The 13,845-nt window shown below is 74.1% G+C and carries 8 protein-coding genes; 3 read left to right on the top strand and 5 right to left on the bottom strand.

Going from position 1 to position 13,845, the window contains the following annotated elements:
- Nucleotides 1–413: 413 nt before the first annotated feature.
- On the bottom strand, nt 414–962 hold the full coding sequence (locus OO52_RS41275; protein WP_030656949.1) for a MarR family winged helix-turn-helix transcriptional regulator: 549 nt from the start codon (nt 960–962) through the stop codon (nt 414–416).
- 122 nt (nt 963–1,084) lie between these two features.
- Here OO52_RS41275 and OO52_RS41280 point away from each other — a divergent pair, with 122 nt between their 5' ends.
- A complete protein-coding gene (locus OO52_RS41280; RefSeq protein WP_199820072.1) occupies nt 1,085–2,362 on the top strand; it encodes an MFS transporter in 1,278 nt (425 codons plus the stop codon).
- A gap of 64 nt (nt 2,363–2,426) precedes the next feature.
- On the opposite strand, the gene OO52_RS41285 is transcribed toward OO52_RS41280, so the two are convergent.
- From OO52_RS41285 to OO52_RS41295, 3 genes are all read right to left on the bottom strand, one after another.
- On the bottom strand, nt 2,427–3,242 hold the full coding sequence (locus OO52_RS41285; protein ID WP_030656954.1) for a class I SAM-dependent methyltransferase: 816 nt from the start codon (nt 3,240–3,242) through the stop codon (nt 2,427–2,429).
- Between the two features lie 64 nt (nt 3,243–3,306).
- The gene (locus OO52_RS41290; protein ID WP_030656956.1) at nt 3,307–4,959 is read right to left on the bottom strand and encodes an ATP-binding SpoIIE family protein phosphatase; all 1,653 of its coding nucleotides are present in this window, start codon (nt 4,957–4,959) and stop codon (nt 3,307–3,309) included.
- Nucleotides 4,960–5,091: 132 nt separating this feature from the next.
- Nucleotides 5,092–6,471, bottom strand: a complete 1,380-nt coding sequence (locus tag OO52_RS41295; RefSeq protein WP_030656958.1) for an NAD(P)/FAD-dependent oxidoreductase — start codon at nt 6,469–6,471, stop codon at nt 5,092–5,094.
- Between the two features lie 376 nt (nt 6,472–6,847).
- Between OO52_RS41295 and OO52_RS41300 the strand changes: the two genes are divergently transcribed.
- Both OO52_RS41300 and OO52_RS41305 read left to right on the top strand, forming a co-directional pair.
- Nucleotides 6,848–7,624 (top strand): TetR/AcrR family transcriptional regulator, encoded by a 777-nt coding sequence (locus OO52_RS41300; protein ID WP_030656960.1) that lies wholly within the window; start codon nt 6,848–6,850, stop codon nt 7,622–7,624.
- 799 nt (nt 7,625–8,423) lie between these two features.
- Complete coding sequence (locus OO52_RS41305; RefSeq protein WP_030656962.1) at nt 8,424–10,367, top strand: sigma-70 family RNA polymerase sigma factor; 1,944 nt, start codon at nt 8,424–8,426, stop codon at nt 10,365–10,367.
- On the opposite strand, the gene OO52_RS41310 is transcribed toward OO52_RS41305, so the two are convergent.
- Nucleotides 10,354–13,692, bottom strand: coding sequence for a BTAD domain-containing putative transcriptional regulator (locus OO52_RS41310; RefSeq protein ID WP_199820059.1), 3,339 nt, complete (start codon nt 13,690–13,692; stop codon nt 10,354–10,356). The two genes, OO52_RS41305 and OO52_RS41310, sit on opposite strands and share 14 nt — an antisense overlap.
- Nucleotides 13,693–13,845: the final 153 nt, after the last annotated feature.

Consider the following 13,845-nt stretch of genomic DNA (forward strand, 5'->3'; position numbering starts at 1 on the left):
GTCTTGCGTTTCCGACTCTATCAGATCTTTTCTCGACCCGATTTCCTCGGCGCTTTCCAGGTTCCCGCTCTCGCGTTTCCCTTTCCGGCGGTTCCGACTCTATCAGATCCTTTCGGCGTCTGACCCCCAGTCAGCGGGGTTTGCCTTCCCGGCCGTTGGGCCGTTCCGACGTCTCAAACCTTAGCGGATCCGCCCGGCGATTCCCAATCGGGCCGCCGAGTCCCTATTCGAATTGAATTCGGGCACGCCGAAATCAACCCGAAGGAGGGATCGTGCTGAAAGTATGAGTGGTGCCGCTCGAGGCGGCTGAGGTGCTACCGGAGAACCGTTACGGCTCCGCGGCAACCCGAAGAACTTTACGGATCGAGCAGGGGCGTGTCAACAGCCTGCTGTCAAGATCTTTTACGGGGCCTTCAGTCCAGGTCGCTGAGCCGGCCGCCGGCGTCCGGCTGGGCGTGCTCCACCCGGCGCAGCAGCCTGGTGAGGACCTCGCCGAGCACCAGGCGCTCCGCGGGAGTGAGGTCCTGGAGCAGGTCCTCCTCGAAGACCGTCGCGAGGCGCATCGCCTCCAGCCACTTCTCGCGGCCCTCGGGCGTCAGCTCGACGATGACGCGGACGCGGTTGGACTCGTCGCGCTCCCGGGTGACCAGTCCCTCGGCGACCATGCGGTCGATCCGGTGGGTCATGGCGGCCGGGGTGAGGCCGAGCCGCTTGGCCAGCTCGCTCGGGCCCATGCGGTAGGGGGCGCCGGAAAGGACCAGCGCCTTGAGGACCTCCCACTCGGCGTTGCTGATGCCGAGGGCGGCGGTCTGGCGGCCGTAGGCGACGTTCATCCGGCGGTTCAGCCGGGACAGCGCCGACACGATCTTCTCGACCTGGGGGTCCAGGTCCTGGAACTCGCGCTGGTAGGCGGCGATCTGTTCTTCGAGCGTCGGCTCTGTGACGCCGGGAGTGTCGGCCATGTCCGCAGTATCGCACGGAGGCCCTTTGCCTTGAAGTCCTTGACCATGTACTCTTTAGCCTTGAAGTTTAGCTTCTAAGTCTTCAGGTCTAACTAGTGAGAGAGGTGAACGTGACCAGGGCGATGGGCGCAGCGATGCGCCGGATCCACGTGGGCAACGCACTCAGCGCATTCGGGCTCGGCTTCACCGTCCCCTACCTGTACGTCTATGTGGCGCAGGTGCGGGGGCTGGGAGCCATGACGGCGGGACTCGTTCTCGCCGTCTTCGCCGTGGCCGCGCTGATCGTGCTGCCGTTCGCCGGCCGGGCGATCGTGCGGCGCGGCCCGCTGCCGGTCCTGCTCGCCGCCCTGGTGACCGCCGCTGTGGGCGCGCTGAGCCTCGGGCTGGCAGGCACGTCCGCGACCGTGCTGCTGTCCGCGGCGGCGCTCGGGGCCGGTCAGGCCGTGATGCAGCCGGCGCTGGCGACGATGATCGTGGACTGCTCCTCGGCGGACACGCGCTCGCGCGCGTTCGCGATGCAGTTCTTCCTGCAGAACCTGGGGCTGGGCGTCGGAGGCCTCATCGGCGGTCATCTCGTCGACACCACGCGCGTGTCCTCCTTCACGCTGCTGTTCGCGATCGAGGCCGCGATGTTCCTGCTGCTGATCTGCCTGCTGGCGACCGTGCGGATGCCGCGCTCGCCGCACCTGGCGGACGCTCCCGCAGGGTCGGCGAAGGGCAGCTGGAAGCAGTTGCTCGGAAACCGGGCGATGGTGCAGCTTTCCGTGCTGGGCTTCGTGATCTTCTTCGCCTGCTACGGGCAGTTCGAGTCGGGCTTGAGCGCGTACGGCGTGGAGGCGGCCGGGATATCCACGTCCGCTCTGGGTACGGCACTGGCCGCGAACACGCTGATGATCGTGGTCGCCCAGTTCGCCGTGCTGAAGTTCGTGGAGCGGCGCCGGCGGTCCCGGGTCATCGCCGCGGTGGGGCTGATCTGGGCCGTGGCCTGGCTGGCCGCCGGGTACGCGGGGCTGGGACACGGCAGCCAGGAGATGGCCACGGCCGCGTTCGTGTCGACGTACGCGCTGTTCGGACTGGGCGAGGCGATGCTGTCGCCGACGGTCGCCCCGCTGGTCGCCGATCTGGCACCGGAGGGCATGGCCGGGCAGTACAACTCCGCGTTCGCCCTGGTGAAGCAGCTGGCGCTGGCCGTCGGTCCGGCGGTGGGCGGTCCGCTCGGGGCCTCGCTGCACGGGCCGTACATCGTGACCTTCCTGCTGTTCTCGCTGGGGATCACCGTCCTGGCGCTCAGGCTTGGGCGGCGGCTCACCGCCGTACAGGACCGGCCCTGGCTGGCCCGCGGGACCCGGGTGGTCGCCCGGGGCGGGGCGTCCACGGGACCGGTGCCCGCGGAGGCGTGAGCCCGCGGTACGTCACGGCCGTCACCTCCGGGTGGCGGCCGTCGTCGTGTGCCGGGCGTGCCGGTCAGCGGGTCGCCGTGACCAGGACGGCCGTGAAGGGCAGCGTCGCCGTGCCGTCGGTACCGGCCCGGTCGGCGAGCTGCCCGCGGACCAGGCGGGCCGCCCGGGTGAGGGCCTCCTCGCCGCCGGCCTCCCGGATCAGGCCGCCCCAGAGGGTGGCCAGGTGGGCGGGGACGTACTGGTCCAGCGGGGGCAGGGTGATGCCGAAGGTGATCTCGCGGTGGGCGGTGTCGCCGTAGCCGGCCGTGCGCAGGGCGGTGGTGAGCTGCCCGGCGGTACGGGCGAAGGGGAGCGCGAAGTGCCGGGGCGCCTCCGGGCCGCCGTACTCCTCGACGGCCCGCTGCTGGGCGAGGAAGTAGGGCTGGCGGTCGAGGGGGGCCCACACCGTTGCCGCGAAGCGGCCCCCGGGGCGGGTGACGCGGGCGGCCTCGGCGAGGGCGGCGTCGAGGTCGGGGAAGAACTGGGCGCCCTGCTGGCAGACGACCGCGTCGAAGCCGGCGTCGGGGTACGGCAGCAGGTCGGCGGACGCCACCGTGAACTCGATGTCCGGGTAGAGGCGGGGGTGGCGGTCCCGGGCCACCCGGATCATGTCCGCGTCGATGTCGACGCCGAAGACCCGGCCGGCGGGACCGACCAGGGCAGCCGCCGCGCGGGCGGTGAAGCCGGTGCCGCAGGCGATGTCCAGGACGGTGGCCCCCGGACGCAGGTCCACGGCGTCCAGCAGCTCGCCGACGAATGGCGTCATGATCGGGGCGGAGTAGGTGTCGTAGCCCTCGGGGCCTTCGGGTGCGTCGCTCGGTACGCCGGATCCGTCTGCCATGGTCAGCTTCTAGCACCGCGCGGGCGTGTGGCCGCATCGCCGCGCTGACGGCTCCGGCAGCCGGTCAGTGCTTTGCCTTCGGCAGGACGAACTCGCACCACACCGCCTTTCCGCCGCCGGGGGTACGGCGGCAGCCCCAGTTGGAGGCGATCGTCGCCACGATGGCGATGCCCCGGCCCGACTCGTCGCCGGGCTCGGCGCGGCGGCGCCTGGGCAGATGGTCGTCGCCGTCGGTGACCTCCACGATGAGGCGGCGGTCTGTGCGGCGGAGGCGGAGCCGCATGGGCGGGGTGCCGTGCTGGAGGCTGTTGGCGACCAGCTCGCTGGTGGCGAGGACGCCGAGGTCGTGCAGCTCGGCGGGGAAGCGCCAACTGGTGAGGACACCGGAGGCGAAGGCACGCGCGCGGGGGGCCGCTTCGACGCCGCCGAGGAGTTCGAGGGCCGCGTTGCGGAAGAGGTCGCCGTCGGGGCCGGTCCGCGCGGGGTGCTGGAGGACGAGGACGGCCACGTCGTCGTCGTGGTCGGCGGTGACGCCGGCCGAGCGGACCAGGCGGTCGCAGACGACCTGCGGGGTGCCGGTGGCGCCGGCGAGGGCGCCCGCGAGCGCGGCGATGCCCTCGTCCAGGTCGGCGTCGCGGCGTTCGACCAGGCCGTCGGTGTAGAGGACGGCCGTGGAGCCGGGACCGAGGGCGATGGAGCCGGAGGAGTGCATCCAGCCGCCGGTGCCCAGCGGCGGGCCGGTGGGTTCGTCGGCGCGGGAGACCGTGCCGTTCTCGTCGCGGACCAGGATCGGCAGGTGGCCCGCGGACGCGTACACCAGGCGCCCCTCGTTCGGGTCGTGGACGGCGTAGACGCAGGTGGCGATCTGGTTGGCGTCGATCTCGGCGGCGAGGCCGTCGAGGAGTTGCAGGACCTCGTGCGGGGGCAGGTCGAGGCGGGCGTAGGCGCGGACGGCCGTGCGGAGCTGGCCCATGACGGCGGCGGCCCGCACCCCGCGGCCCATGACGTCGCCGATGACGAGGGCGGTCCGGCCGCCGCCGAGGGTGATCACGTCGTACCAGTCGCCGCCGACCGCGGCTTCGGTGCCGCCGGGCTGGTAGGTGGCGGCGATGCGCAGGTCGTCGGGCTGTTCCAGTTCCTGCGGGAGCAGGGAGCGCTGGAGGGTGACGGCGGTCTCGCGCTGGCGGCGCTCGCTGGCGCGCAGGCGCTCGGCGGCCTCGGCGTGGTCGGTGACGTCCGTGGCGAAGACGAGCACGCCGGCGTCGCGGTCGCCGTCCTCGGCGACCGGGGTGCAGGTGAAGGTGTACGAGCGGCCGTCCACGGCCTTGCGGGACTTCAGGGTGCGGGGCTTGCCGCTGCGCAGCACCTGGTCGAGCAGCGGGAACAGGCCCAGTTCGGCGAGTTCGGGCAGGGCCTCGCGGGCCGCCGCGCCGGTGGCGCGGGTGCCGAAGGCCGTCGTGTAGGCGTCGTTGACGTAGGCGATGCGGTGGTCGGGGCCGTGGACGAGGGCGACGAGGGCCGGGACGCGGTCCAGGACGTCACGCGCGGGCAGTTCGTCGACGGCGGGTACCGGGGGCGTGCCGTCGGCGGACTGTTCGGCGCGGGCCGCGGGCACGGAGCCTTCCCCCCGCCGGTCCGGGGAGACCGCCGTCTCGGTCCGCGCGGCGGCGCGGCGCTGCGTTCCGGGGAGCCGGGCGCTCCAGCGCGTGAAGTTCACTTGGGGAAAGCCTCATGGGTGCTAGGGCGGGCGGGTGCCCGTCCGACGTCGTAGGGCAGTCTGGCAGGGAGCGGGCCGCGGCGGGCGACAACCGTCAGACGCCGGGGCGGGCCGTGAAGTTCCTGAGTCCGGTCAGGACGACCCCTTCGGGTCGTCGGAGGGGCTGTGAGGAGGCTTTCCACCGGCCGCGAGTTCGAACTCCGCTCGGGGATGTTCGAGCGAACCGAGCGAGACGATCTCCCGTTTGAAGAGCCCGGCGAGGGTCCATTCGGCGAGCACCCGGGCCTTGCGGTTGACGGTGGGCACCCTGCTGAGGTGGTACACGCGGTGCATGAACCACGCAGGGTAGCCCTTCAGCTTGCGCCCGTAGACCTGCGCGACGCCCTTGTGCAGGCCGAGGGAGGCGACCGAGCCGACGTACTTGTGCGCGTACGTCTCCAGCGGCTCGCCGCGCAGGGAGTGGACGATGTTGTCGCCGAGGACCTTGGCCTGGCGGACCGCGTGCTGGGCGTTGGGCGCGGTCTCGGTGCCGGGTTCGGCGGCCGTGACGTCGGGTACGGCGGCGGCGTCGCCGGCGGCCCAGGCGTGCTCGGTGCCGTCGACGGTGAGCTGGGCGGTGCAGCGGAGCCGGCCGCGGTCGGTGCGCGGCAGGTCGGTGGCGGCGATCAGCGGGTGCGGTTTGACACCGGCCGTCCACACGACCGTGCGGGTCGGGAAGCGCTGGCCGTCGCTGAGGACGGCGACGCGGTCGGCGCAGGACTCCAGGCGGGTGTTCAGCAGCACCTGGATGTTGCGGCGGCGTAGCTGGGTGACGGTGTAGCGGCCCATCTCGGGGCCGACCTCCGGGAGGATGCGGTCGGTGGCCTCCACGAGGATCCACTTCATGTCCTCGGGGCGGAGGTTGTGGTAGTACCGCGCGGTGTAGCGGGCCATGTCCTCCAGCTCGCCGAGGGCCTCGACGCCCGCGTAGCCGCCGCCGACGAACACGAAGGTGAGGGCGGCGTCACGGACGGCCGGGTCACGGGTGGAGGAGGCGATGTCCATCTGCTCGATGACGTGGTTGCGCAGCCCGATGGCCTCTTCGACGGTCTTGAAGCCGATGCCGTACTCGGCGAGACCGGGGATGGGCAGGGCGCGGGAGACCGAGCCGGGGGCGAGGACGAGTTCGTCGTAGCCGAGGAGTTCGGCGGTCCTGCCCTCCTCGGCGGTGGCGAGGGTGGTGACGGCGGCGGTGCGTACGGCGTGGTCGATGGAGGTGACCTCACCGACGACGACGTGGCAGTGGTCCAGGACGCGGCGCAGCGGTACGACGACGTGGCGCGGGGAGATCGAGCCCGCGGCGGCTTCGGGGAGGAACGGCTGGTACGTCATGTACGGGTCGGGAGTGACGACGGTGATGTCGACCTCGCCTCTCCTCAGCTCGGCCTTCAGCTTCCGCTGGAGGCGCAGGGCCGTGTACATCCCGACGTAGCCGCCGCCGACAACCAGAATGCGCGCACGTTCCTTCACCATCCCATGACGCACCCGACGCTGTTGTTTGTCCACAGCCCCGGCAATTTGTGTGACCGGCGGCCTGATGTGCGCACGGCGGGCCGTGGCGTCCGCGCAGGACGAAAGGGGGCAGGTCAGCGGGGGCGGGCGACAGGGTGCGAAGGGCGGCAATCGGGACGTACGCACCCCGTACTCCGATCGGGGGGCGCACTGTGCGGAACCTGCCCCTTCTGAATTGACTTCCTCTCAACTATGTTCGTGTGTCGACGGGGTGTAGGGAATGTGGTCGAACGGGTCCGCGACGGGCGGATCCGGTCGGGACCGATGCCAGTTCCGCGCACCTCGCGTTCAGTGGCGGGGAGTCTCCGGGGGGAGACGTCATTACCGGGGGAAACACATGCATGTTCAGGACACGCATTGGGCATCGGCAGCTGCCGTCGCGCCCGGCGGCAAGGCGATGAGCGCGGCGGTGGGCAGCGGACGCGCGGACGCGCGGACGACCCCGCTGCGGGTGGACGCACAGCGCAACCTGGAGCACGTGCTGCGTGCGGCGCGTGAGGTGTTCGGCGAGCTGGGGTACGGCGCGCCGATGGAAGATGTGGCGCGACGGGCCCGGGTCGGGGTCGGCACGGTGTACCGGCGATTTCCCAGCAAGGACGTGCTGGTCCGGCGGATCGCCGAGGAGGAGACGGCTCGGCTGACCGAGCAGGCGCGGGCGGCGCTCGGGCAGGAGGACGAGCCGTGGTCGGCGCTGTCGCGGTTCCTGCGGACGTCCGTGGCGTCCGGGGCGGGGCGGTTGCTGCCGCCGCAGGTGCTCAGGGTGGGTTCCGGGGGGCCGGCCGAGGGCTCCGTCGGTTCCGCGGGTCCCTCCGGTTCCGCCGAGGAGGCTCGGGTGCCTCAGCAGCGGGTGCAGCCGGGGAGTGCCGAGCTGCGGCTCGTGGCGCAGGAGGCCGCGGTGGCCGATGACGCCGGGGCCGGGGCGCTGCTCGATGTGGTCGGGCAGTTGGTGGACCGGGCCCGGACGGCGGGTGAGCTGCGGGCGGACGTGTCCGTGGGTGACGTGCTGCTGGTGATCGCCACGGCGGCGCCGTCGCTGCCGGATGCGGCGCAGCAGGCGGCGGCGTCCGCGCGGTTGCTGGACATCCTGCTGGAGGGGCTGCGGTCCCGGGCCTAGACGAGCCCCGGTTTCGCCTTTGGGGGCGTTCCGTTGTGCACCGGCACCACCCGTACGACTGTCGCGATCGGGTGGTGCCGGTGACCCCTCCGGGGCGGATGCGCCGCCGGCGGCCGCGGACCGCCGCTGTGCGGCCGACGCACCGTCGGTGACCGCGGGGGCCTGGCGCGGTCGGTGGTTGCGGAGGCGCGGGCTCTTGGGGGCGTGGAGGGCGGGCAGGCCTTGCCGCCGGGACGTCGTGGCTCGTGAGGCCGCGGCAGCGAGCCGTCCACCAGCCTCCGGGCGAGCGGTGGACCCGGCCTTTGACGGCGGGCGCCGTGACGGGTGGTCCGGGGTGCGGCGGCTCACAGCCCCTCGCGGGGCCTGCTGCGGCCGGCACCGGCTCGGCCCGGGCGCTTCTCCGGTCGGCCCTGTGCCCCTCTCGTCGCCGCACACCCGGCACCCGGCTCGCCCGGCGCTCCTTGGGCCTCGCGACACCCCTGTCGGCGCCTCTCCGACCGGGTGCCTGCCCACCCCTGTCGGCGCCTCTCCGACCGGGTGCCTGCCCACCCCTGTCGGCACCCACTGACCGAGCGCCCCACTCGTCTCTGCCGGCACCCACCCTGACCCGCGCCTGTCTCTCCGTCGGGTGCCCCACGCGTCGGCTTCAACGTCCGTGTGTTCGACGGGTGTTCGGGGGTCGTGGGGGTAAGTGCGCTCGGATGAGTGGATGGGGTGTGCGCGGGGGCTCGGGGGGAGTTCGGTGTGGCAGGCTGAGGCGTGACGGGTTGGGCTGAGCCGGGGTCGGGGGCTGTCCGCGATGGGCGTTGACGGGTGGGACGAATCGCGCGGGGGCGACGGGGACGCGGAGTCCCGGGGGCTGACCTCACCCCAGGTGCCGCACCAGGGGGGGCGCCAGGCCTTCTCCGGCGGGGCCCGCGACGGGAACGTGCCGGCCCAGCGCGAGGGAAGCGGGCTGCCGCCTCCCCGGGGGACGCCGCCCGCCGACGCCGAGCTGATCGAGCGGATGCGCGGCGGTGACGACTCCGCCTACGAGGAGCTGTACCGACGGCACGCCGACGCGGTACGGCGCTACGCCCGCACTTGCTGCCGGGACGGGCACACCGCCGACGACCTCACCGCCGAGGTGTTCGCCCGCATGCTCCAGGCGGTGCGGGGAGGGTCCGGGCCGGAACACGCCGTACGGGCCTATCTGCTGACCTCCGTCCGACGCGTCGCCGCCCACTGGACGAAATCCGCCCGGCGGGAGCAACTCGTCGACGACTTCGCCGTCTTCGCCCAGCAGGCCGCCCGGGCCGCGGAGGCCTCCGACGACACCGCGTTCATCGGCTCCTCCGGAGCGGGCCTCGGTCTGGGCGCCGACGTGCGCGCCCTGCACGAGGCCGAGCAGTCCATGGCCATGCGGGCCTTCCGCTCACTGCCCGAGCGCTGGCAGGCCGTGCTGTGGCACACCGAGGTGGAGGACGAGTCCCCGAGCGAGGTGGCCGTCCTGTTCGGGCTGGACGCCAACGGCACCCGGGTGCTCGCCAGCCGCGCGCGCGAGGGGCTGAAGCAGGCGTATCTGCAGGCCCACGTCAGCGCCGCCCTCTCCCACGACGAGGAGTGCGCCCGCTACGCCGACCAGCTCGGCGGCTACGCCCGCCGCAAGCTGCGCGTCCGCGCCGAGCGGGGCCTGCGCAAACACCTGGAGGAGTGCGCCAAGTGCCGGCTGGCGGCGGCGCAGATCGAAGAGGTCGCGAGCGGTATCCCCGCTGTCGTCCCGGTCGCGGTCATCGGCTGGTTCGGGGCCGCCGGGTACGCCAAGGCCCTCGGGATCGTGGCCGGCGGCGCCGGGGTCGGGGCGGCCGGTGCCGCCGCCGCGGCCGGTGGCTCGTCCGGCAGGGCGAGCGGCGCGGGCGGGGCCGCGGCCTCCGAGGGGCTCGGGGCGCCGGTGAAGGCCGGCATCGCGGCCGGTGTCGTCGCGGTGGCCGCCGCCGCGGTCGCGCTGGCCCTGGTGAACGACGGCCGTCCGGCCGAGGAGGTCGCCCAGCCGGCCCCGGACCCCTCCCCGTCCGTGTCCGCGCCGGCCGTGCGGCCCGAGACGCCCACGCCCGCACCGCCTGCGCGCAAGCCCCCGCCGAAGCCCGTCGTCCTCGCACCCGAACCGGCGCCGACACCCACCCGCGCGCCCACCCCGGCACCTCCGGCACCCCCAGCACCCCCTGCGGAGCCCGCCCCCGAGCCCACCCCGACACCGACACCCACCCCCACGCCGAAGCCGAAGCCGAAACCCACTCCGACCCCGACGCCCACTCCGCCCCCGGCGCCCACCGTCTACGAGCTGAGCGAGCTGCGCTTCGACGTCGTCGGCGACGGCACCCGGCCCGAGATCACGCTCGGCGAGAGCACCTGGGTGTGGCAGCGGTACGGCATGTCCGTCGACGGCAAACGGTACGCACGCGGGGTCACCGTCCACGGCGACTCCTCCGTCACCGTCGCCCTCAACCGGCAGTGCACCGCGTACGACGCGCTGGCCGGCGTGGACGACATGACGCTCGGCCTCGGCAAGGTCTCCTTCTCCGTCTACGCCGACGGGGTCCGGCTGTGGCGGTCCGGCATGGTCAAGGGCCGCGACCCGGCCGTCCCTGTCCATGTCGACCTCACCGGGCGCACGACCGTACGGCTCGTGACGGAACCGCACAGCAACGCCTTCGACCGGGCGGCACTCGCGGACTGGGCGGAGTCCCGGTTCACCTGCCGGTAGCCGGGCCGCCCCCGGCTCCCGCGCCGGCCGCCGCCGCGGCGCCCAGCTCGCGCAGCACGTCCGCCACGCCGAAGGAGGCACCCCTGGCGCACTCGGCGGCGTAACGGTCGGCCGGGAGGACCGTGCGGGCCCGGGCGCGCACCCGGGCGGCCTCGCCGCGCTCCGGTTCGGGCCGGTCGAGGCCGTCGCGCCAGTGGTCCGCGGCGGCGAACAGCCGCAGCGCGCCCGGCAGATCGCCGAGCCGCGCCAGCAGACCGGCCGCCACGTCCACCAGACCGGCGGTGATCGACTCGGCGCACTGGTGGTCCACGGCCTCCCGCAGGGCCTCCGCCATGATCGGCAGCCCATGCACAGGCCCCGACTCGTCGGCCGCGAGCAGCGCCTCGACCACCCGCTGGGCCGCCACGAACTGCGGGGGCGGGGTGCCGTCCCGGATCACCGCGCGGATCGCCTCGTACAGCTCGCGGGCGTGTGCGTGCTGGTGGTCGTACAGGGCGATGTGGGCGCGCAGGAGCAGCACGAAGGCCCGGGACTCCGGTACCGCGTACCGGTCGGCGGCCGCTCCCGCCTCGTCCAGGGCGGCCAGCGCGGCCTCCCGGTCGCCGGAGCGGTAGGAGATCTCGGCGAGCCGGGCCATCAGGAACGGCGACTCGGCGTGGGCGCCCACCTCGTAGGCGAGCCGCAGCGCTTCCTCGTACTCGCCGCGCGCCTCGTCGTACCTGCCCCGGGTCATGGCCGCCTCGCCGGCCGCGCTGCACACCTGCGCCCGCATCCAGCGGTCGCCGACGTGCCGGCTGAGCGTCCGCAGCTCGGCCAGGTCCTCGTCGACGCCCCGCAGGTTGCCCGGGGAGTCGACGGTCACATGGGCGCGGTACATCAGGGCGACGCCGAGTTCCCAGTCGCCGCCGTAGCGGCGGCAGTTGGCGACGCACTCCGTCATCTGCGGGCGGATGTCCGTCGGGCCGCCCAGGTAGTAGGAGGTCAGCGGCCAGACGATGCCCGGGAGCCGGGCGGCCTGCGGTCCGCCGCGTTCATAGGCCGCCCGCACGCGCGCGAGGTACTCCCGGGCCCGCGCGTCGGCCGCGACGGTCTCCGTGCCCGTCTCGGCGGTCAGGAACAGGTCCAGCATGCGCAGGTCCATCCGCAGCTCGCGCAGCGGATGCCCGGCCTCGCCGTCGGGGGTGGCGAGGAAGGCGCCCACCGGGTCGACGGTCTCCGCCCGGGCCCTCACCTCGTCGGCCGGCGCGCCCGCGGGCAGGGTGTCCAGTGCGATGCCCAGGCGGAGCACCAGCCGCACCCAGGCCACCGCCTCCTGGCGGTGGTTGCGCAGCCACCAGAACCAGCCGGTGGCCAGGACGATGGCGCCCGCCTCCGCCTCGTCGCCCGCGCGGACCGCGCGGTCCAGGGCCGCGCGGATGTTGTCCAGTTCTGTCTCCAGGCGGGCGATCCAGGGCAGCTGGTCCGCCGACCGCAGCCGCGGCTCCGCCTCCTCCACCAGCGCCCGCACCCACGCGCGGTGGCGTCGCTCGGCCGCCGCGCGCAGCCCGGGGACCTCGGCCGCGCGCTCGGTGGCGTACTCGTGGATGGTCTCCAGCATGCGGTAGCGCATGCCGGCGCCGGTCCCGGAGCCATCCGGGTCGTGCGGGGCGGCGACCACCAGGGACTTGTCGACCAGCGCGCCGATCAGGTCCGCCGCCGGGCCGGTGCACACGGCCTCGGCCGCCGCGAGGTCCCAGCCGCCGGCGAACACCGACACCTCGCGCAGGACCGTCCGCTCCCGCTCGTCCAGCAGCTCCCAGGACCAGTCGACGACCGCGCGCAGAGTCTGCTGGCGGGGCAGGACCGTGCGGCTCCCGGAGGTGAGCAGGCGGAAGCGGTCGTCCAGGCGGTCGGCGATCTGCCGCGGGGTCAGCAGCCTGAGCCGGGCCGCGGCCAGCTCGATGGCCAGCGGCAGCCCGTCCAGACGGCGGCAGATCTCCGCGACAGCCCCGGTGTCGCCGAGCACCGCGTCGGCGTCGGGACGGACGGCTCTGGCGCGCTCGGCGAACAGGCGGTGCGCCTGCTCCGGGACGAGGGGCTCGACCGGGCGCACCGACTCACCCGGGACGCCCAGGGGTTCACGGCTGGTCGCGAGGATCGTGAGCCCCGGGCAGTGGGTGAGGAGGGTCTCGGCGAGGGCGGCTGCCGCGCCGATGACGTGCTCGCAGTTGTCAAGGATCAGGAGGTGGCTGCGCGGGGCGCAGTACTCGATCAGCAGGGCCGTGGGATCGGCCTGCGGGGTCGCCAGCTCGTTGGTCAGCAGCACGGTCTCGCGCAGACCGAGCGCGCTGACCACCGCGCCGGGCACCGCCTCCGGCCGGTCGAGCGGGGCGAGCTCCACCAGCCAGGCCGAGGGGAGCGGTGCGGCGGCCTCCTCGGCGAGGCGGGTCTTTCCCGAGCCGCCCGGTCCGGTGAGCGTGACCAGGCGGGCCCTGTGCAGGTCGGAACGGATGGCGTCGAGTTCTGGTTCCCGGCCGACGAAGGAGGTCAGGCGGGGGCGGAGGTTGCCGGTGCGTTCGGGGGGCTGCGGGGGCGCGGGGTGCGCCGGGGGTTCGGGGACGTCTGGTGACTGCTGCTTCAGCAACGAGGCGTGCAGGGACCGCAGTTCCGGGCCCGGGTCGGTGCCGAGGGAGTCGGCGAGGGTGCGGCGGGCGGACTCGTAGGCGGCGAGGGCGTCGGCCGGGCGGCCCGTGTCGCGCAGGGCGCGGATGAGGAGGGCGTGCAGGGGCTCGTCGTACGGGTGGGCGGTGGTCAGTTCCCGCAGCTCCGGTACGGCCTCCTGGGCGCGGCCCAGGGCCAGGGCCGCGGCGGCGCGGGCGCGGGTCGCCTCCAGGCGCAGGGCCTCGGGGCGGGCGGCGGCGGTGCGGTCGGGGAGGTCGGCGAGGGCGGGGCCGTGCCAGAGGGCGAGGGCCCGGGTGAGGGTGCGGTGGGCGGTGGCCGGGTCGCCGGCGGTGAGGGCCTGGGTGCCGGTGTGGGTGAGGCGTTCGAAGACGTGGAGGTCCACGTCGTCCTCGGTCGCTTCGAGGCGGTAGCCGCCGGGGGTGGAGGCGATGGCGTGTCGGCCGAGGGCACGGCGGAGGCGGCCGACGAGGGCCTGGAGGGCGGCGGGGGCGTCCTGGGGCGGGTCGTCCGCCCAGATCTCCTCGACGAGGGTGTCGGGGGCGGTGGTCCGGCCGGGGCGCAGGGCGAGGGCGGCGAGAAGGGTGCGCAGGCGCTGGCCGCCGATGGGTACGGGGGTGCCCTGGTCGTCCGTCGCTTGGGTCACGCCCAGGATTCTGTACCGCACCCGGTCATTGTGGCGGGGGGTGCGGGATGGGGCACGGGGGTTTCGGGGGTCGGCTCCCCCGCCGGCACCGTGCCGCCGACGGCGCCGCGGCTCCCCCCAGGGGCGCGGGGAACTGCGCGATCAGCCCTCGCGGACCCGCGGCCGCACGCCGAG

It is taken from the genome of Streptomyces flaveolus, from assembly GCF_000716535.1.
Lineage (GTDB): Bacteria > Actinomycetota > Actinomycetes > Streptomycetales > Streptomycetaceae > Streptomyces > Streptomyces flaveolus_A.